This window comes from Natronoarchaeum mannanilyticum, from assembly GCF_039522665.1.
Taxonomy (GTDB): Archaea; Halobacteriota; Halobacteria; order Halobacteriales; family Natronoarchaeaceae; genus Natronoarchaeum; species Natronoarchaeum mannanilyticum.
In genome coordinates this window covers 532,044-549,879 of sequence record NZ_BAAADV010000007.1, presented here as the reverse complement: position 1 = coordinate 549,879, position 17,836 = coordinate 532,044, and the positions used below count along the sequence as shown (strand labels likewise).

General features: G+C 68.8%; 20 protein-coding genes. 6 read left to right on the top strand and 14 right to left on the bottom strand.

Features of this window, described 5'->3' with window-relative positions; translation table 11 throughout:
• Positions 1-8 precede the first annotated feature (8 nt).
• Positions 9-404 (bottom strand): DUF7541 family protein, encoded by a 396-nt coding sequence (locus tag ABDZ81_RS15870; protein ID WP_343775037.1) that lies wholly within the window; start codon positions 402-404, stop codon positions 9-11.
• Between the two features lie 190 nt (positions 405-594).
• On the opposite strand from ABDZ81_RS15870, the gene ABDZ81_RS15865 reads away from it, so the two are divergent.
• Both ABDZ81_RS15865 and ABDZ81_RS15860 read left to right on the top strand, forming a co-directional pair.
• A complete protein-coding gene (locus ABDZ81_RS15865; protein WP_343775035.1) occupies positions 595-1,761 on the top strand; it encodes a thiolase domain-containing protein in 1,167 nt (388 codons plus the stop codon).
• The gene (locus ABDZ81_RS15860; protein ID WP_343775034.1) at positions 1,758-2,150 is read left to right on the top strand and encodes a Zn-ribbon domain-containing OB-fold protein; all 393 of its coding nucleotides are present in this window, start codon (positions 1,758-1,760) and stop codon (positions 2,148-2,150) included. Before ABDZ81_RS15865 ends, ABDZ81_RS15860 begins: the two co-directional genes overlap by 4 nt.
• Positions 2,151-2,179: 29 nt before the next feature.
• Here the strand turns inward: ABDZ81_RS15860 and ABDZ81_RS15855 are convergent, their stop codons facing one another.
• The 3 genes from ABDZ81_RS15855 to ABDZ81_RS15845 form a co-directional block, all read right to left on the bottom strand.
• On the bottom strand, positions 2,180-3,118 hold the full coding sequence (locus ABDZ81_RS15855) for an alpha/beta fold hydrolase (protein ID WP_343775033.1): 939 nt from the start codon (positions 3,116-3,118) through the stop codon (positions 2,180-2,182).
• Positions 3,119-3,202: 84 nt separating this feature from the next.
• Complete coding sequence (gene meaB / locus ABDZ81_RS15850; RefSeq protein ID WP_343775031.1) at positions 3,203-4,333, bottom strand: methylmalonyl Co-A mutase-associated GTPase MeaB; 1,131 nt, start codon at positions 4,331-4,333, stop codon at positions 3,203-3,205.
• Entirely contained in the window at positions 4,330-4,746 is a 417-nt protein-coding gene (locus ABDZ81_RS15845) for a cobalamin B12-binding domain-containing protein (RefSeq protein ID WP_343775029.1), read from the bottom strand. The genes meaB and ABDZ81_RS15845 overlap by 4 nt, the downstream gene beginning before the upstream one ends.
• A 205-nt stretch (positions 4,747-4,951) precedes the next feature.
• Here ABDZ81_RS15845 and ABDZ81_RS15840 point away from each other — a divergent pair, with 205 nt between their 5' ends.
• Positions 4,952-5,560, top strand: a complete 609-nt coding sequence (locus ABDZ81_RS15840; protein ID WP_343775027.1) for a DUF420 domain-containing protein — start codon at positions 4,952-4,954, stop codon at positions 5,558-5,560.
• Positions 5,561-5,618: 58 nt separating this feature from the next.
• Positions 5,619-5,801, top strand: a complete 183-nt coding sequence (locus ABDZ81_RS15835; RefSeq protein ID WP_343775026.1) for a hypothetical protein — start codon at positions 5,619-5,621, stop codon at positions 5,799-5,801.
• 39 nt (positions 5,802-5,840) lie between these two features.
• Here the strand turns inward: ABDZ81_RS15835 and ABDZ81_RS15830 are convergent, their stop codons facing one another.
• The 4 genes from ABDZ81_RS15830 to ABDZ81_RS15815 all read right to left on the bottom strand — a co-directional run bounded on the left by ABDZ81_RS15830 (position 5,841) and on the right by ABDZ81_RS15815 (position 9,220).
• Positions 5,841-6,239: a hypothetical protein gene (locus tag ABDZ81_RS15830; RefSeq protein WP_343775024.1), complete on the bottom strand. Its 399-nt coding sequence runs from the start codon at positions 6,237-6,239 to the stop codon at positions 5,841-5,843.
• 79 nt (positions 6,240-6,318) lie between these two features.
• On the bottom strand, positions 6,319-7,071 hold the full coding sequence (locus ABDZ81_RS15825; protein WP_343775022.1) for an ABC transporter permease: 753 nt from the start codon (positions 7,069-7,071) through the stop codon (positions 6,319-6,321).
• Entirely contained in the window at positions 7,068-8,120 is a 1,053-nt protein-coding gene (locus ABDZ81_RS15820; protein ID WP_343775020.1) for an ABC transporter ATP-binding protein, read from the bottom strand. The genes ABDZ81_RS15825 and ABDZ81_RS15820 overlap by 4 nt, the downstream gene beginning before the upstream one ends.
• A 71-nt stretch (positions 8,121-8,191) precedes the next feature.
• On the bottom strand, positions 8,192-9,220 hold the full coding sequence (locus ABDZ81_RS15815; protein ID WP_343775019.1) for a Gfo/Idh/MocA family protein: 1,029 nt from the start codon (positions 9,218-9,220) through the stop codon (positions 8,192-8,194).
• 221 nt (positions 9,221-9,441) lie between these two features.
• Here ABDZ81_RS15815 and ABDZ81_RS15810 point away from each other — a divergent pair, with 221 nt between their 5' ends.
• Positions 9,442-10,059, top strand: a complete 618-nt coding sequence (locus ABDZ81_RS15810; protein ID WP_343775018.1) for a GAP family protein — start codon at positions 9,442-9,444, stop codon at positions 10,057-10,059.
• A 25-nt stretch (positions 10,060-10,084) separates the two neighbouring features.
• On the opposite strand, the gene ABDZ81_RS15805 is transcribed toward ABDZ81_RS15810, so the two are convergent.
• A complete protein-coding gene (locus ABDZ81_RS15805; protein ID WP_343775017.1) occupies positions 10,085-10,750 on the bottom strand; it encodes a universal stress protein in 666 nt (221 codons plus the stop codon).
• A gap of 32 nt (positions 10,751-10,782) precedes the next feature.
• Between ABDZ81_RS15805 and ABDZ81_RS15800 the strand changes: the two genes are divergently transcribed.
• A complete protein-coding gene (locus ABDZ81_RS15800) occupies positions 10,783-11,802 on the top strand; it encodes an aldo/keto reductase (RefSeq protein ID WP_343775015.1) in 1,020 nt (339 codons plus the stop codon).
• A gap of 42 nt (positions 11,803-11,844) precedes the next feature.
• On the opposite strand, the gene ABDZ81_RS15795 is transcribed toward ABDZ81_RS15800, so the two are convergent.
• The 5 genes from ABDZ81_RS15795 to ABDZ81_RS15775 all read right to left on the bottom strand — a co-directional run bounded on the left by ABDZ81_RS15795 (position 11,845) and on the right by ABDZ81_RS15775 (position 17,762).
• Positions 11,845-12,507: an RAD55 family ATPase gene (locus ABDZ81_RS15795; protein WP_343775013.1), complete on the bottom strand. Its 663-nt coding sequence runs from the start codon at positions 12,505-12,507 to the stop codon at positions 11,845-11,847.
• Positions 12,504-13,109: a response regulator gene (locus ABDZ81_RS15790; protein ID WP_343775011.1), complete on the bottom strand. Its 606-nt coding sequence runs from the start codon at positions 13,107-13,109 to the stop codon at positions 12,504-12,506. The genes ABDZ81_RS15795 and ABDZ81_RS15790 overlap by 4 nt, the downstream gene beginning before the upstream one ends.
• 53 nt (positions 13,110-13,162) lie before the next feature.
• Positions 13,163-15,415, bottom strand: a complete 2,253-nt coding sequence (locus ABDZ81_RS15785; RefSeq protein ID WP_343775010.1) for a PAS domain S-box protein — start codon at positions 15,413-15,415, stop codon at positions 13,163-13,165.
• A 101-nt stretch (positions 15,416-15,516) separates the two neighbouring features.
• Positions 15,517-16,233 carry a DUF7546 family protein gene (locus ABDZ81_RS15780; RefSeq protein WP_343775008.1) on the bottom strand — a complete coding sequence of 239 codons (717 nt, stop codon included), beginning with the start codon at positions 16,231-16,233 and terminating at the stop codon, positions 15,517-15,519.
• Positions 16,234-16,259: 26 nt separating this feature from the next.
• The gene (locus tag ABDZ81_RS15775; RefSeq protein ID WP_343775007.1) at positions 16,260-17,762 is read right to left on the bottom strand and encodes a heme o synthase; all 1,503 of its coding nucleotides are present in this window, start codon (positions 17,760-17,762) and stop codon (positions 16,260-16,262) included.
• Positions 17,763-17,836: the final 74 nt, after the last annotated feature.

Genomic DNA, 17,836 nt, shown 5'->3' with positions numbered 1-17,836 from the left:
CGTCTCGCCTACACGCCGGGCTGCGCTCGCGTCCGCGAGCGGCCGACCACGGCGCCGACGACCCCGATGACGCCGGCCGTCGCGATCGAGAGCCCGCGCAGCGCGAGCCCGTCGGCCGTCACGGCGCCGCCATCGACCGAGCCGCCGACGTAGAAGAACACGCCGATCCCGGCCGCGATCAGGACCGCGGACATCCCGGCGAACACGGGCCAGGGGCTCGAAACGTACTCGGTCTCCCTGAGGATGCCGGCGATGCTCCCCAGCAGGAGCAGCAGGCCCCCGACGGCCACGGGGTATAGCCCCAGGAAGATGCCGATCTCCGAGAGCGGGAGACCGAGCGCGATCAACAGCGGCCACGGACTCGACTTCCGGTACTGATCGCTCAGTCCGGGCTCCTCCGTCATGGGTCGACCTAGCGGCGCGACGTATAGAAAGCCACCGGAATCGCCGAGACCGATGCCGACCGGCCCCTCGAGGACGGGCGCCGGCCCGCGACCGATCCGCCGGAAAGCGACGCGTTACGTCGCGCTTACCTCGAACTATCAATTTTGGGGCACCCAAGACATATATCCGCTCGACGGCCTACCGGGACACATGCCAGGCGTACGAGTGGCCGGAGTCGGTGTGACGTCGTTCGGGAACGCGCCCGAACGGACCGGTCGGGACCTGTTCGGGGAGGCGAGCGCCGAGGCCTTTTCGGACGCCGGGGTCGACCGAGCCGACGTCGAGTCGCTCTACTACGGGAACTTCATGGGGGAACTCGCGGAGCACCAGGGCCATCAGGGCCCGCTGATGGCCGAGGCCGCGGGGATCCGCGCGCCGGCCACGCGCTACGAGACAGCCTGCGCCTCCAGCAGCGCCGGCGTCCGACAGGCCGTCAAGGACATCCGGAACGGCGAGGCCGACGTGTTGCTCGTCGGCGGCGCCGAGCGCATGACCAACCTCGGCACCGCGGGCGCCACGGAGGCGCTGGCGATCGCGGCCGACGATCTCTGGGAGGTCCGCCAGGGGATGACGTTCCCCGGCGCGTACGCGCTGATGGCGCGGGCGTACTTCGAGCAGTTCGGCGGCACCCGCGAGGATCTCGCGGAGATCGCCGTGAAGAACCACGAGCACGCCCTCGACAACGAGCAGGCCCAGTACAACAGCGAGATCAGCGTCGAGCAGGTGCTCGACGCGCCGATGGTCTCCGAACCGCTCGGGCTGTACGACTCCTGTCCGATCAGCGACGGCGCCGCGGCGGCGGTCCTCGTCAGCGACGAGTACGCCACAGACCACGACGTCGATGCGCCGGTCGCGATCACCGGGACGGGACAGGGTGGGGATCAGCTCGCGCTCCACGACCGCGAGCACCTCGCGACCTCGCCGGCCGCCGACGAGGCTGCCGCGGAGGCCTACGACGAGGCGGGAATCTCCGCCGCCGACGTCGACCTCGCGGAGGTCCACGACTGCTTCACGATCGCGGAAGTGCTGGCGATCGAGTCGCTCGGGCTGTACGAGACGGGCGAGGGCGTCGACGCCGCGACGCGGGGCGAGACGGCGGCGGGCGGCGAGAATCCGGTCAACCTCTCGGGCGGCCTCAAGGCGAAGGGCCACCCCGTCGGCGCGACCGGCGTCGGCCAGATCGCCGACGTAGTGAAGCTGCTGCGCGGCGACCACGTCAACAGCGACGCGGTGCCCGACGCCGACGTCGGGGTCGCCCACAACGCCGGCGGGACGGTCGCTAGCGCCGTCGTCCACGTCATGGAGGTGCGAGAATGACTGAAAGCGAGGATGTTCGGAACGAGGGGTTCGACGATGCGCTCGACGCCGTCGCCGAGGGCGAGGGGTACTACCTCGAGTGTTCGAACGGTCACGGCTCGCTGCCGCCGCGGCGGGTCTGTCCGGACTGCGGCGACACCGAACTGACCGAACAGCGGCTTCCCGCGTCGGGCGAGATCGACACGTACACCGTCACGCACGTCGCGACGCCGAACTTCGCCGACGACGCGCCGTACGTCGTCGCGATCGCCGACTTCGGCCCCGTGCGGCTCACGGGGCAGTTGCGGGGCGTCGACCCCGACGCCGTCGAAACCGGGCAGGTCGTCGGCGTCGACGTCGCCACGACCGAGACGACGGGCGAGCGGCTGCTGGTGTTCGAGCGGCGATAGAAGTAATCCGGACTGCTTTTTCGGCTAGTTCAGTCTTGCTGCGCGATCGAGAGGTCGTCGGCCAGCAGCGTGAGGACGGCGTCGGGATGCTCGACGTGGGGGAGCAGCTTCGCGTAGTCGACGACCACCAGCCGCGCGTCGGCGTGTTCCGCCAGCGTCCGACCCTCGCTCAGCGGCGTCGTCTCGGTTTCGCGCCCCCAGACGAGCGTCGTCGGGACGTCCAGCGCCTCGAGGTTCTCGTCCAGATTCTCCTCGGGATCGAGGAAGCCGCTGACGAACGACGCCATCGCGTAGCGCGCGCCGGGCTGGTGGGCGCTCCGCCAGCGATCCTCGACGTAGCTCTCGTCGACGTTTTCCGGATCGAAAAAGCCGTGATCGGCGCTGAAGTGGCGGATCCCCGGCTTGCTCGTCAGGACGTTGAACAGCGCGGTGCCGACGAGCGGCGACCGGAGGAGGCTGCGCAGCCAGACGCGCCGACCGGGCATCGTCTCGTCGGTCGGGGAGATCAGCACGAGTCGCGAGACGTCGACGTCGCGGGCGGCTTGGACGGCGTAGGAGCCGCTCAGCGACGACGCGAGCACGATCGGCTCGTCGGTCAGGTCGCGCAGGAAGTCCGTGACGAACCCCTCGTACAGCGAGCCCGAGTACACCAGCGGCGGCCGGTCGGAGCGACCGAACCCGGGCAGATCCGGAACGAGGAGGTGGTACTCCTCGGCCAGCGACCCGGCGATGTCGGCGAACTCGCGACTCGACGCCGCGGCGCCGACGCCGTGGAACAGCACCATGTCGGGGTCGTCGGGGTCGCCGAGCTCCGTGTACGCGACGTCCATGCCGCGCCAGCGGTAGGTGTGTTGCTCGCCGTACACGCCCGGCTGGAGGTCGTCGACTGACCCGGCGATCGCCCGGTTCGCGAGCGCGGTCGCGCCGACGGCGCCGGCAGCACCTGCGAGGAGGGTTCGGAGCTTCATACCCTGTTGTTAGTTCTGAGCGGACTTAGATGGGGTGGCTTCTGCCGCGCCGTCGGCGGCGGTCGGTCCCTCCTCGTCGCGCGCTCAGTCCTCGTCGCGCGCTCGCTGCTCGACGCACTCGCGCAGCGGCCCGAGCAGGTCGTCGGCGACCTCGTAGGGATCGGTTTCGCGAGCGACGACGGCGTCGACGAACTCGTCGATCCCGCCCCGGCGCTCGATCTCCCGTTCCAGCAGCCCCGCGGCGTCGTCCCGGAGCAGCGTCCTGATCTCCTCGGCGTAGCGCGTCCGTTCCATCTCGTCGGCGCGGCCGGTCGCGGCGACGTGCTCGCGGTGGGCCGCGAACGCGTCGAGCAGCGCGTCGACGCCCTCGCCGCGCGTGGCGACCGTCTCGACGATGCTGGGCGTCCACGTCGCTTCCTCCCCCTCCACCGTGTCGAGTGTTCCCGCGGCGCCCTCGTCCGGGTCGGCGTCGGCGCCGTCACCCGGTGCCGGTCCGCCCTCCGGACCGTGTTTTCCAGCGCCCAGAACGGGATTCACGTCGTCGCGCAGGTCGATCATCTCCCGGAGCTCCTTGACCGTGCGGTCGGCGCCGTCCAGATCCGACTTGTTGACGACGAACACGTCGGCGATCTCAAGGATTCCGGCTTTCAGCATCTGGACGGTGTCGCCGCTGGAGGGCGGGACGAGCACGGCCACGGTGTCGGCCGCTCGGACCACGTCGATCTCGTTCTGGCCGGCGCCGACCGTTTCGATGATGATCCGGTCCTTCCCGAACGCGTCGAGCGCCTTGACCGCGTCCGCGGTAGCCGTCGAGAGCCCGCCGAGGTTCCCGCGGGCGCTCATCGACCGGACGAACACGTCCATGTCGCCCACCGTGGAGGCCATCCGAATCCGGTCCCCCAGCACCGCGCCGCCGGTGTACGGCGAGGAGGGGTCGACGGCGATGACGCCGACGGTCAGGCCCCGATCGCGGTACTCCTCGGCGAGCTTGTCGACCAGCGTGGATTTCCCCGATCCGGGGCTGCCGGTGACGCCGACGACCGCCGCGTCGCCGGTGTGCTCGTGGAGCGCCGAGACGAGATCGCGGTAGCCCGGCGCGCGGTTCTCGATCTTCGTGATGACGCGGGCCAGCGCGCGGTGGTCGCCCGCGAGCAGCTCCGAAATCAGCGCTGGCGGCTCGTCGGCGACCTGCCCCCCCTGGCTGTCGCCGCTCATCGTCGCGGCGCGTTCTCCCGGACGAACTGGATCGTCTCCTCGAGTTCGGTCCCCGGCCCGAACACCTCGGCGACGCCCTGCTCCTTGAGCTCCTGCTTGTCCTCGTCGGGGATCACGCCGCCGACCAGCAACAGCGTGTCCTCGAACGCGCCGTACTCCTCGAGCCCCTCGACGACTTTCGGGATCAGTGTGTTGTGCGCTCCCGAGAGGATCGAGATGCCCAAGACATCGACGTCCTCCTGGACGGCGGCCTGGACGATCTCCTCGGGCGCCTTGTGCAGCCCCGAGTAGATCACCTCGAACCCGGCGTCCCGGAACGCCCGCGCGATGACGTGTGCTCCCCTGTCGTGGCCGTCCAACCCGACCTTGGCCACGAGACAGCGGATCGACCGTTGCTTCTGGTCGGCGCTCATGCGTCTAGGTAGCTCGCCGATTCGTTTAAACGTTGATGATAAACGCGATCGGGCCGGCGCCCTTCGGCGGTTCGGCTGGGGCTCCGGTCGACGCTTCGGCTGGGGCGTCGAGCGGCGGAGACGAGGGCCGATGTCGCGGGCCCACGGTACGACGATCCGGCATCGAAGCGACAGGAAGATACCGAGCGACTCCCAACCCTCGCCCATGGCGACAGCAACGCCGCGCCAGCGAGTCAAGGACAACGTCGGGGCGGTGACCGTCCTGCTCACCGTCGTCGGCTACGGGCTGGTCGCGGGGACGTTCGGGGGCTGGCTCCCCGTGTTCCCGGAGATCTCGGAGTCGGGCGTCAACCTCCTCGGCCACGCGATCGCGGTCGTAAACTCGCTGGCCGTCATCTGTCTCTGTGCGGGCTGGTACTGGATCCGTAACGGCGAGGTCGACAAGCACCGGGCGGCGATGAGCGCGGCGTTCGTGCTCATCATCCTGTTCCTGCTCATGTACCTCCCGAAGGTCGGCGGCGGCGGCCAGAAGGCGATCGTCGACACGGTGCCGGAGCTGGTGCGCTACAGCTACTTCGCGATGCTGCTGGTCCACATCGTGCTGTCGGTGGTGACGATGCCGGTCGTGCTGTACGCGTTCCTGCTCGGGCTGACACACACGCCCGCGGAACTCCGGAACACGCCCCACGCGAAGGTCGGGCGGATCGCCGCCGGGTCGTGGATCCTTAGCCTCGTGCTCGGCGTCGTGACGTACGTCATCCTCAACCACGCGTACGGCTACACGTTCGAGCCGGCGCTCGTAGTCTTGCCGTAGTTCCGACATACCCCGCTTTCGCCGCAAGCGACTTTCAGTTCAGGCTCGTATCGCCACCATGACCGAGTGCACCTACTGCGGAAGCGACGTCTACGCCCACGATCCGCTCTTTCTCGAATCGGCCGCGGACGGCGACCGAGAGCAAGCCGGCCAGTTCTGCAACTACGCCTGTCTGTCCGCCCACATCGACGAGGAGAACCTCACCGAGGACGCCGCCTGCGCGTTCGATCCGACGGACTGACCGACCGGTCTCGCGGCGCCGCTTTTCGAGAGGCTGTTTTCACGACGCCGCTTCGCCCGCGCCGCTCCGTGCGGCCGCGACCGTCGCGACCACGGCGACGAACGCCGCGACGAGGAAGCCGAACGTCGACGCGAGGTGCGCCAGCGCGATGCCGACGCCCTCGATCGCCAGCAGGTGCATGAGCTGGTCGGCGATCTGTCCGACGGCGGCGACGCCCGCCGCGAGCGCGATCGCCGAGAGGTACGTCCGCTCGCGACCGGCCGCGCCGCGGCGTCCTCGCGCCGCGGCGATCGCCATGACCGCGTATCCGAGCGCGAGCAGGAGGTGGGGCGGCACGATCCCCGAGTGGGCGCCGTTGGCGGCGTGCCACTCGATATCCCAGCCTCTGGCCGCGAACGTCACCGCGATGCCGATCCACACTCCCAGCAAGGGGTTCATACTCGCGTCATTACGGGTACGCAGTGATAGGTGTCACGTCGCGACCGAACGCGCTCGACGAAAAACGGAGGCTGTCGAGTTAGTCCGTCTGCGGGATGGCGTACGCGCCGATGACGAACGAAATCGCGGCCAGTACCGCGAGTATCGCCAGCGGCCCGAGCGGATCGCCGCTCTGGCCCGGCGTCAGCGCCCGGACGCCGCGCGCGAAGTACGTCAGCGGCGAGAGGTTCTGCAGCGGGCCGAACCACTCCGGCAGCAGTTCGGGCGGGACGAACGTGTCCGAGAGAAACAGGAGGGGCAGCCCGATCGTGTTGCTCGCCGTGACCGCGCCGTCCTGAGACTCGGTGACCGCGCCCAGCACCGCGCCGACGCCGCAAAAGAGCACGACGCCGAAGACGATGTAGGGCACCAGCAGCGGCGACAGCGGCAGCGCAGCGCCGGTCAGGACGGCGACCAGCACGAGCACGAGCAGGCTCGCGATGCCGATGATGACGGTGTTGACCAGCGTGCGCGCCGCCAGCCACTCAGCGCGGGACAGCGGCGTCGTCGCGAGCTTCTCGAAGCGGTTGCCCTCGCGGTGGCGCGCGACCGTGCTGCCGAGCCGCGAGAGCGGGGTAAAGAGCACGACCGTCGCGACGTAGCCCGGCACGTAGTACTCCGGCGGCTCGGTGAACAGACCGCCGCCGGCGCCGGGGTCCGTGCGCACGAGGGCGCCGAAGATAACGATCAGCAGCACCGGGAAGAAAAACGTGAAGAAGACGGCCGTCTTCCGGCGCAGGAACGAGCGCCACGCGGCGTCGAACTCCGCGGCGACGCGTCCGGTCGCCGTCATCGCGTCTCACCTCCGTCAGAGCTTCGCGCTGACGTCGTTCGAGGACCGTCGGTCCTCTCACCCTCGGGTGGGGCGGCGCGAGCGCGCGCCCCCAACTCGCTCCCGGCGCCGCCCTCCTCGTCGCCTGCCAGCTCCATATAGACGTCCTCCAGGCCCGGCTCGCGCCAGGTCAGCGAGGAGTACGGGACGCCCCGGGCCTCCATGGCTTCGACCGCGCGTCCGATCTCCGTCGGATCGATCCCGGTGATCTCCACGCCGCGGTCGGTCGGCGTCGCGGCGACGCCGTCCGCTGCGAGATCGCTCGCGACCGCCTCGGGATCAGGTTTCGACGCCGCAGCCTCTCCACTTTCCAACTGCTCGGCGTCCAGTTCGACGTACAGCCGAGCGTCGCCGCCGTGCTCGCGGACCAGTTCCTCGGGCGGCCCGACCGCGACCAGTTCGCCGGCCGAGAGCAGTCCGACGCGGTCGGCCAGCCGCTGGGCCTCGGCCATGTCGTGGGTGGTGAGAAACACCGTCGTCCCGCGGGCTGCCAGCGCACGAACGCGCTCGGCGACGGTGCGGCGTCCAGCCGGGTCGATTCCGGTCGTCGGCTCGTCCAGAAATAGCAGCTCGGGGTCGTTCACCAGCGCGGCGCCCAGGCAAACGCGGCGCTGCTGGCCGCCCGAGAGCTTCTCGTACCAGGTGTCGGCGTCCCCGGCGAGCCCGACCGTCGAGAGCACCTCCTCGGGGTCGATCGCGTCGTCGTACAGCCCCGCGTAGTACTCGATCAGTTCGCGCCCGGTCAGGCGCCCCGGCGGCGAGAAATCCTGCGGGAGGACGCCGATCCGCTCCCGAGCGACGGCCGTCGGCGCCTCGCCGAACACCGATACCGATCCCTCCGTGGGTGTCGTGGTTCCGGTGAGCGCGCGGACGAGCGTGGTCTTGCCCGCGCCGTTCGGTCCGATCAGCGCGAACACCTCGCCCGCCCGCACCGTCAGCGAGACGCCGTCCAGCGCCTCGGCGTCGCCGTAGCGCTTCTGTACGTTTTCGGCGACGAGCACGTCTGTCATGCCTGCGTCTCGGGAGTCGACGCGAAAAGGCGGTTCGGTTTGGTCGCTGTACTCTGCACCTGCTCCCTACGTCAGCGCGCCCGCGCCGCGTCGACGAGCTGCTGCACGTCGACCGTCTCGCCCCGCTCGGCGGCTCGCACCGTCGCCTCGGTGAACGCGATGGCGCGCAGGCCGTCTTCGGGCGGCGCGACGAGCTCTTCCTCGCCGCGGATCGCGGCGACGAAGTTCTCCAGCTTCTTCCGAGTCAGCGCCTCGAAGTCGGTGTCGCCGTCGACCTCCACCGCGCGCTCCTCGCCGCCGCGCTTGACGTGAACCAGCTCGTCCCCGTCGTAGTGGAGGCTCCCCTCGGTGCCGTAGACGGTCAGCCCGTCGTCGACGTCGGGCGTTCGTGTCCCGTCGCCACAGACGCCCACGCTGGCCGTGACGACGCCGTCGTCGCGCTCGAACCGCGCCGAGATCGCGGCGTCGATCTCGATCCCCTCGTCGCGGTCGTCGGTCAGCGCGGCGACCTCGTTCGGCTCGGCGTCGAGCGCCCACGGCAGGGCGTCCATGATGTGTGAGCCCGAATCGTAGAGGAACCCGCCGCCCGACAGCGTCGGGTCGCCCCGCCAGCTCCGGGCGTAGTCGCGCAGCCAATCCTGTTGGAGGTGGCAGTGGGCCATCCGCGGCGTCCCGACGGCGCCCTCCTCGATCAGTCGGCGCAACTCGACGTAGTAGGGGTCGACGTGGCGCTGATAGCCCACCTGCACGAGGGCGTCGCGCTCGTCGGCGGCGGCGACCAGCGCGACGGCCTCGTCGACGGTCGTCACCATCGGCTTCTCCAGGTGAATGTCGAGGCCGGCTTCGATGCAGGCCGTCGCCTGCTCGAAGTGGCCGGCGTGGACCGACGCGATCGTCGCGGCGTCGAGGTCCGGGTGGTTCGCCAGCAACTCGTCGGTCGACTCGTACACCGGCTGCTCGAACGCCTCGATGAATCTGTCCCGGGCAGCCGCGGACGGATCGGCGCCGGCGACCACCTCGACGCCCTCCATCGCCGCGAACTGCTCCAGTTCCAGCAATCCGAGTCCGCCGAGTCCGATCCCCGCGATCCGAACTGTCATTGTCCAGACCTCACGGTCGAAGCGGCTTATGGCTGTGCGTTTTTGCCGGCGGTCGTGGATATGCGGACGTACGAGGATGTCGACACTGACCGGCGGCGCGACGGACCGCGGGACTGCTCCGCCAAGGACGCCCGAGCTCTCGACGACCGCACGGATGCCACAGGCCGATCGTCGGACGCGCCCGGAACGACGTCGCGACGCCGATCGACGGTGACCAGTCCGTGAGCTTCCTCGAAATCCTGCCGCTGGTGGTCGTCATGGTCGCGGGGCCTCAGTTTCTCAGCGCCGTCTTCCTCGCGACCAGCGAGGACTGGCGTCGAAACTCCGCGGCGTTCGTCGGCGGCGCGGCGCTCTCGATCTCCCTCGTCGTCGCGCTGGCGTACGCGCTCGGCATCAGCGCGATCGGTCAGGGAGCTCCGAGAACGGGCCTCAGCGCGGTCGTCCTCGTCGCGCTCCTGTTCGCGATGGTCCACACGTACCGCACCCGAGAAGAGTCCGAGCCGCCGCGATGGATGGGAACGCTCGGCGCCGCGACGCCGCGGTTTTCCTTCCGCCTCGGCTTTCTGCTCCTCGGGATCTTCCCGACCGACCTTCTCACGTCGGCCGCGGTCGGCTCCTATCTCGTCTCGCAGGACGCCCCGGTGACCGACGCCGCGCCGTTCGTGCTGCTCACGCTACTCGTCCTGGCGGCTCCCTCGCTCGTCCTGCTCGCCTTCGGCGACCGCGCGGAAGCCGTCCTCCCGAAGGTCCGGAACTGGATGAACGACAACGCCTGGATCGTCAACGAGGTCGTGATCGCCTTCTTCGTCGCGCTGACGCTCGACAACCTTCTCGGCTGACCGTCGAGATCGATCACCGCCGAGACTACCGTTCGACCGTCTCCGCACCGGTTTGATCGTTCCTGACGACCGTCACCGGCGCGTGCGACCGCCGGACGACGATCTCGGCGACGCTCCCGAGCAGCAACCGCGACAGGCCGCTGCGACCGTGGCTTCCGAGCACGACGTGGTCGAAGCCGTGCTCCTCGGCGTAGCGCACGATTGTCTGGGCCGCTCTGCCCTCCGCAATATCGGTCGTTATCTCCCTGCCGTTCTCCCGGGCGATCCCCTCGGCTCGTTCGAGCAGTCGCTCGGCGGACTCCTGGGAACGCCTGTAGGACTCCTCGTACGCGTAGCCGTCGACGTCGCCCGCGTCGTACCACTCCCGCGGGTCGGTGACGTGCAGGACGCGGATCTCGGCGTCGGGGTGGGTCGACAGCGCGTACCGCAGCGCGAAGTTCGCCTGGGTCGATTCGTCGTACGCCACCAGCACTCGGGACGGCACAGGTGTCCGTCCACGACGAGACACAAATGTCCCCGGTGTCGAGAACTTCGTCGTGACGACGCCGTCGCGCCGGTCGACACCGTCGCCGCCGATGCTGGCGCCGCCGCCGATGCTGACGCCGCCACTGATGCTGACGCCGCCACTGATGCTGACGCCACCGCCGGCGACCCACCGCCCGGCTGCCAGCCGATCCCGCCGCAACCCCACCGTTTACGCCGCCGGATAGCACACGTCCGAGTATGGAGTACACGAAACTCGGATCGACGGGCACGACGGTATCGCAACTGTGTTTCGGCACCTGGCGCTTCGGCCGGGAGACCGGCGGCCAGACCGAGACGACGAAGGAGGAAGCCCACGAGCTGCTCGACGCCGCCGAGGAGCGGGGGATCAACTTCATCGACACCGCCAACGTCTACGGCAACCCCAACGGGAAGAGCGAAAAGTGGATCGGCGAGTGGCTCGACGAGCGGGACCGCGAGGACTTCGTCCTCGCCTCGAAGGTGTACTTCGAGTTCGACGGCTGGGGCGAGCCCGGACCGAACGACCAGGGGCTCGGCCGCAAGCACATCCGCGCCCAGATCGAGGGGACGCTCGACCGGCTCGGCACGGACTACCTCGACGTCTACTACATCCACCGCTGGGACGACGAGACGCCGATCGAGGAGACGCTCCGAACCCTCACCAACCTTGTCCGCGAGGGCAAGGTCAACCACCTCGGCGCCTCGACGATGGCGGGCTGGAAGCTCACGAAGGCGCTCTGGAAGAGCGACGTCGAGGACCTGGAGCGATTCGACGTGACCCAGCCGCTGTTCCACGCCGCGTACCGCGACGACGTCGTCGACTATCTCGACGTCGCCGCCGATCAGGATCTGGCGGTCTGCCCGTACTCGCCGCTGGCCGGCGGCTTCCTGACCGGCAAGTACGAGCGCACCGAGGACGGCGTCGTCGCGCCCGACGACTCGCGCGGCGAGATCGATCCCAACTTCGACGAGTACTACGTCTCCGAGCGGGGCTGGGAGGTGCTCGACGAGATCCGCGCCGTGGCCGACGAGGTCGACGCCACGCCCGCGCAGGTCGCCCTGCGCTGGCTGATCGACCAGCGGAAGTTCACGTGCGTGCCGATCGTCGGCGCCCGGACGCCCGACCAGCTAGAGGAGAACGTCGGCGCCGTCGACATCGATCTCTCGCGGGACCAGCACGACCGCATCTCCGAGGCGCGCTACGACGAGGAGGGGCGGCGCTGGGGCCACCGGGACTGAGCGTCGGCGAGACGCCCGGACGGGTGTCAGCAACCGAGACGCTCAGTAGGGGTGCCAGCTGCGGTCCACGCCCGACAGCCCCTTGATCCGGATCTCTCGATCGCCCGCGTCGTCCTCCCGCAGCTCGATCACGCAGTCGAACTCGCCGGTGATCGTGTCGATCGTCTGGCGATCGTGCGTTCCGGCGTCGACCGTGAACACGCCGAGCCCGTCGGTGTCGTCGATCCGCGAGGTGTAGATGTGGAGGAACTTGAACACCGTGTTGAGGTCGAGATACTGGATCAGCGTCGACACCGACACCAGCCCGTGGCGGACGTCCTCGATGTCCTGCTTGGAGAATCGCTGGAGGAGCTTCGCGGTTCCGATGCTGATCCCCGTCAGGTCGCCCGGCGAGGCGACCCGTTCGGTCGCGATCTCCTGGATCGTTCGCCGGTGGTCGCCCCCCGAGCAGTCGACGACGCCGACACGATCGCGCTCCAGTGACGGGATCTGGCGTTCAAACTCGTCGAGCAGGCTCGCGGCGTCGTCGCTGGTCGTCACGCAGAGGATCCCGTCGCCGGTCTCGTGACCGGTCGCGAGCAACCGCAAGGCGAGTTCCCGCTTCCCGATCATCGTCGGCCCGTTGATCAGGACACTCGTCCCGGCGGGGAGTTCCTTTATCATCCCATTCGGAAGGACGCCGGAGATGTCGTACGCTGAACTCACGTTCGATCGCCCCCTTTCGTCGACTCGTCCTCGTCCACGATCTCGCGCACGGCGCCGACGAACCCCCTGTCGGACGACATATCTCCGAGATCTTCGTCGACCGTCGCGCGCTCGGCTTCGATCCGATCGACGAGTTCGGCGTACTCCTCGCTGTCGGCCAGTTCTTCGCTCGTCTTCTCGTCTTCGAGCGCGCTCCGGCGGGCGACCAGCGCGTAGTACTCCTGCATCTCGTCGTCGAGCGACGCGCGGTCGACCAGCCGCTCGACGGTCTCGAGCAGTTCGTCGCGTTCGGGCGGCTTCGTGACGTACTCGTCGAATCCCATCTCGATGACGTCGAAGTCGGGATCGACCGCCGTGACCATCGCGACCCGGCAGTCGACGCCCCGATCGCGGATCTCTCGGAGGACCTCCTCGCCGGACATCCCGGGCATCATTCGGTCGAGCAGCACCACGTCGACCGTCCCGTCGAGCTCCTCGAGCGCGGTCGGGCCGTCGTCCGCTACACGGACGTCGTACTCGGAGCGAAGCCACCGCTCGTAGGTCTCCGCGACGTCCGGTTCGTCCTCGACGACGAGGACGACGGGCCGGTCGGTGTCATCCATACCGGGACGGTTTGTCACTCCCTCGCATAAATGTGGTCCCCGCGTAGGAACGCTCACGTCGAATCGGCCGATTCCGAAACCGGAAGGCGGATCACGAAGGTCGCGCCGCCGTCGTCGTTGTCCTCGACGCTGACCTCGCCGCCGTACTCGTCGACCATGGCGTCGACGAAGAACAGTCCGAAGCCCGATCCCACAGACTTCGCGTGGCCCGTTTCACCCCTACGGAAGATGGCCTCTTTGCGATCGTCGTCGACGCCTCGCCCGTTGTCGGCGATGCGGACGATCACGGCGTCGTTCCGGCGCTCTGCGGTCACCGAGACGCGAAGGCCGGCGGTGTCGTTGTGATCGACGGCGTTCGTCACGATATTGCCCAGCACGTCTCCCAGCAGGTCGTTGGCCAGCACCGGCGCGCCATCGGGCACGTCGACGTCGAACGAGGCGTCGGGATACGTCGCTCGAACGCGCTCGATCTCGGCGCGGAGTTCAGGTCCGAGCTGCATCGGTTCGAGCTGCGGGTCGCCCTCGCCGGTCAACGTCTCCAGCACGGTTCGGACACGCTGGACGATCTCCTGAACATCGTCGCTCCAGCTGATGATCGTCTTCACGTCCCGCAACTGCTCGCCCTCGAGCTCCGCTTCGAGGAACTCGGCGCGGGATTTGATCACGGTGACCGCGTTGAGAACGTCGTGTCTGAGGATCGAGTTGAAAAACTCCATCTGGTCGGTCTGGCGTTCCAGGAGCCGTTCGCGATCGTTGCGCCCCAGCGCAGCTCGCGTGTTCGCCCCCAGTAGCTTTGCGAGTGCGATGTCGTTGTCGGTGAACGCGTCGACGGCCGCCGCGCCCATGTTCAACACGCCGTAGTCGCCAAGCGGGACGATCAACTCGCTCCGCAGCTCCGTCTCGGGGTCGTACGCGCCGGACTCCTCGCGCAGGTCGCCGGTGACGAACGGCTCGCCAGTTTCGTACGCGCGCCACGAGAGGCTGTTCCCCTCGGTGTAGACCGGGAACTCCTCTATCAGCTCGTGAGCGGCATCGGTCGACGTGATCGGTTCGAGCCGTTCGCCGCTCTCGTCGCACAACCAGACCCCGGCGATCGGATGATCGAGGATGGTCTCGGCGGTCTCGACCGCGATCTCGCAGATGCGCTCCGCATCTGTCGCCTGGAACATCGTCCGGGTCGCGTCGTGCATGTCGGCGATCTGGCGTTCGTGGCGCTTTCGTTCGGTCACGTCGCGACTGTTGACCACGAACCCCTCGACCGCGGAGTTGTCGAGCTGGTTGAACCCTCGCGACTCGAGCCAGCGCCACGAACCGTCGGCGTGTCGGAACCGGTACTCGACGACCGGCGGCATGCTCGGCTCGTTGATCGCCTGCTCGAACTTCCCGAGTACTTCCTCGCGGTCCTCTGGGTGAATGTACTCGAAGGCGTTTTCGCCGATCAGTTCGCCCCGTTCGTAGCCGAGTATCCGCTGGGCCGACGGGCTCTGGTACTGGTAGGTTCCGTCCGCGCCGAGCACGGTGATGATGTCGTTGGATTGCTCGACGAACGCCTGGAACCGCTCTTCCTGTTCCTTCCTGTCGGAGATATCCTGGACCGTCCCGAAGTGATAGAGCGTGTCGTTGATCTCTTTGCAGGTCGTCACCGTCTCGACGGGAACCTCGCTGCCCTCGAACGAGTGGACGGTTTCCGCCGTGCGCGTCTCGCCGTCGTCGAACGACGCCCAGTACTCGTCGAATCGATCGGGATCGACGTCCGGGTTGATCTCCCAGATCTTCACCCCTCGCAGGGCGTCCCTGTCGGCGTCGAGGTTCTCCGCGAACCGCTCGTTCACGTACTCGATCGTTCCGTCAGCCCGGTAAACGCCGACGCCGACGCCGATGGTTTCGACCAGTTCCTCGAAGAACTCCAGATCCCACTTTCGTTCCTTGCTCTCGGTGATGTCCCTGACGAACGCGAGCACGCGGACGTTGCCGTCGACGGTCGTCCGCTTGAGGCTCACTTCCGTCCAGATCTCCGTCCCGTCTTTGCGTTCGAAGAGCCAGTCGAACTTCTGGGGCTCCCCCTCGAGCACCCGCTGTAGCCGCTCTTCGGCGGCTTCCTGATCGAACGAGGGATCCTCGGCGCTGATCGCGTCGATCCGCGTGTCGCGAAGCTCGTCGGCGTCGTAGCCGAGCATCTCCGCGTACCTCGGGTTGACGTCCCCGAACGTCCCGTTCTCCGGATCGTTGATTGCGATCCCGATGTCGGCTTCCTCGAATATCGTCCGATAGAGCCCGTCCGGAAGCGGACGGTCGTCGCCGCGCATGCTCTAACTGTGATACGGGTGGTCCACTTCTATGTTCGGGCCACCTTCGGATCGCAACGAGAGCGACGCCACCGGCGCGACACTCGGCTGCTCGCGGTCGCTCACCGACCGAACGGCCGCCAGTGCAACAGCGCGACCGTCAGGACGAACACGCCGGTAGAGACGCCGAAGCCCAGCCCGGACGCCGCCCCGGTGAGCGCGCTGGCCGAGCCGCCGGTGACGCCGGCGATCAGCGAGGCGATCAGCGGCCAGGTGCAGCTCACGCAGGAGACGAGCCCGAGCAGCCCGGAAACCGACGCGCGCGCGGCGTCGATGATCGTCGCGTACACGAGGTACGCGAGCGCGCCGTACCCCACGACGTACGCCGGAACGAGCGTGAGATCGAGGTACGCGCCTGTGTAGTGGATCGCCGGGGTGATCCCCGGCGGCCCCTGGATCGTGGTCCCGAACCCGGTCGCGTACACCGAGGCGTCGACCGCAGCGGCGGCGTCGAGCCCGAGGCGCGCGGCGAGCGTCGGCCCCGGCGAGACCAGCCCCTGGACGAGCGCCAGCACGAGGAAGTACGCACCCGCGATCGCGGCGGCGGCGCGACGCCGCCGCGGGTCGGTCGACGCGGGCTCGGTGCGGTAGATCACCCACGCGCCGACGGTGACCCAGACCATCCCGTAGACGCCGAACGTCCCCAGCGTCGAGCCGGTCACCAGCAGGTACAGCAGGACGACCAGCACCTCGGTGTTGAGCGCGACGGCGTACAGTAAGAGCGTCCGCCGTTCGGGGATCAGTCGTTCGAGTCTGTCCGCGCTCGCGAATTCTGTCATGTGGATGGGGAGGGTCGAAGTGGGCCTCAGAAGGCCATGGCGTCGACGACGATCGCGATCAGGAGCGCGCCCAGGTAGGCGTTCGAGGCGTGGAACGCCCGGAACGCTGCGCCTTCGGTGCGCTCGCGGTGGAGCCTGACGACGGCCCACAGGAACGCGGCGCCGAACGCGACGGCCGTCGCGGCGTACAGCACGCCCAGGTCGGCCACCGCCGAGAGCGCGCTCGCGCCCAGCAGCGTCGCCGCGAGGTACAGCAGGATGTGCTTGCGGGTGACCGCCTCGCCGCGGACGACCGGCATCATCGGGAACCCGCCGCGGGCGTAGTCCTCCTTGTACGCCAGCGCGAGGTTGTAGAAGTGCGCCGGCGTCCACAGGAAAATGACGCCCGCGAGCGCCAGTCCGGGGAGGCCGACCTTACCGGTCACCGCTGCCCAGCCGATCATCGCCGGCAGGGCGCCCGCGGCGCCGCCGATGACGGTGTTCTGGACGGTGTTTGGCTTCAGGACGAGCGTGTAGATCACGCTGTAGAACAGGATCGCGACCAGTCCCAGCGCGGCCGCGAGCAGGTTGACCTGCACGAACAGCGCCAGCGACGCGACCGTCAGCAGGCCGGCAAAGGCCAGCGCGTTGCGGACCGGGACGAGGTGGGTCGCGACCGGCCGATCCGAGGTGCGGGCCATCTTTCGGTCGATGTCCCGTTCCAGCACGTGGTTGTAGGTTCCGCTGGCGCCGATCGCGAGGACGCCGCCGCCCAGCGTCAACAGGATCGTCCTGATCGCGAGGTCGTCGCCGGCCGCCAGCGCCATGCCGGCCGACGCGACGAGACAGAGCAGCCACATCAGGCGCGGCTTCATCAGCCGGAAGTACGCGAACGCGGTGAGCTTGGCCCGCCCCAGCGCGCTCTCGGGGATCTCCGGCGTCGGCACCTCGTCGACGGCGTCGGTTTCGTCGGCGGCATCGGTTTCGCCGGGGCTGGGCGTCTCGGCGGGTTCGGCGTCGTCCTCGACGCGACCGACCGGATCGCGATCTTCCGGCGTCGCGGTGTCGGCTTCGAGCGTCCAGGCCAGCGAGAGCACCAGCGCTCCGAAGATGCCGGTGCCAAAGAGTAGGTGCAGCGTCGACAGTGTTCCGACCGCGCCCGCGGTCGCCGTCGCGGCGCCGATCCCGACCTGCACCGCGTACAGGACGACCGCGATCGCAAGCGCGCCGCGAACGCGTCGCGCGACGCCGCCGAGCCAGCCCACGACCGCGACCGTCAGCACCGTCGCGCCGACGACCAGCGCGACGAGTCGATGCCCCATCGCGATCGCGAGATCGCCGCTCGGCGGCGCCGACAGCCGGCCGCCACAGCCCGGCCACGAGCCGCAGGCCGCCGCGGCTTCGGTCAGCGTGGCCGTCGCCCCGACGACGATCAGCAGGTAGACGCCGATCACGGCGGCCGCGAGCGCCCAGGTGAACCGCTCGTGGCTCCCCACGAGCGGGAACGGCCGGCTCTCCCCCGTCGATCCCGCCGGCGTAGTAGTGGACACGACGATCGTTCCTCCTTCCGTGTATCTTCGACTCTACGTATTTAGTCGCCGCGCTTCCGCTCGGCTTCCCGATC

Coding starts and splice junctions, on each gene's coding strand:
- ABDZ81_RS15815 (WP_343775019.1), bottom strand. CDS start 9,220: ATGACAGTTCGGATCGCGGGGATCGGACTCGGCGGACTCGGATTGCTG.
- ABDZ81_RS15855 (WP_343775033.1), bottom strand. CDS start 3,118: ATGAAGCTCCGAACCCTCCTCGCAGGTGCTGCCGGCGCCGTCGGCGCG.
- ABDZ81_RS15830 (WP_343775024.1), bottom strand. CDS start 6,239: ATGAACCCCTTGCTGGGAGTGTGGATCGGCATCGCGGTGACGTTCGCG.
- ABDZ81_RS15780 (WP_343775008.1), bottom strand. CDS start 16,233: ATGACAGAATTCGCGAGCGCGGACAGACTCGAACGACTGATCCCCGAA.
- ABDZ81_RS15835 (WP_343775026.1), top strand. CDS start 5,619: ATGACCGAGTGCACCTACTGCGGAAGCGACGTCTACGCCCACGATCCG.
- ABDZ81_RS15820 (WP_343775020.1), bottom strand. CDS start 8,120: ATGACAGACGTGCTCGTCGCCGAAAACGTACAGAAGCGCTACGGCGAC.
- ABDZ81_RS15860 (WP_343775034.1), top strand. CDS start 1,758: ATGACTGAAAGCGAGGATGTTCGGAACGAGGGGTTCGACGATGCGCTC.
- ABDZ81_RS15870 (WP_343775037.1), bottom strand. CDS start 404: ATGACGGAGGAGCCCGGACTGAGCGATCAGTACCGGAAGTCGAGTCCG.
- meaB (WP_343775031.1), bottom strand. CDS start 4,333: ATGAGCGGCGACAGCCAGGGGGGGCAGGTCGCCGACGAGCCGCCAGCG.
- ABDZ81_RS15800 (WP_343775015.1), top strand. CDS start 10,783: ATGGAGTACACGAAACTCGGATCGACGGGCACGACGGTATCGCAACTG.
- ABDZ81_RS15790 (WP_343775011.1), bottom strand. CDS start 13,109: ATGGATGACACCGACCGGCCCGTCGTCCTCGTCGTCGAGGACGAACCG.
- ABDZ81_RS15825 (WP_343775022.1), bottom strand. CDS start 7,071: ATGACGGCGACCGGACGCGTCGCCGCGGAGTTCGACGCCGCGTGGCGC.
- ABDZ81_RS15865 (WP_343775035.1), top strand. CDS start 595: ATGCCAGGCGTACGAGTGGCCGGAGTCGGTGTGACGTCGTTCGGGAAC.
- ABDZ81_RS15785 (WP_343775010.1), bottom strand. CDS start 15,415: ATGCGCGGCGACGACCGTCCGCTTCCGGACGGGCTCTATCGGACGATA.
- ABDZ81_RS15840 (WP_343775027.1), top strand. CDS start 4,952: ATGGCGACAGCAACGCCGCGCCAGCGAGTCAAGGACAACGTCGGGGCG.
- ABDZ81_RS15845 (WP_343775029.1), bottom strand. CDS start 4,746: ATGAGCGCCGACCAGAAGCAACGGTCGATCCGCTGTCTCGTGGCCAAG.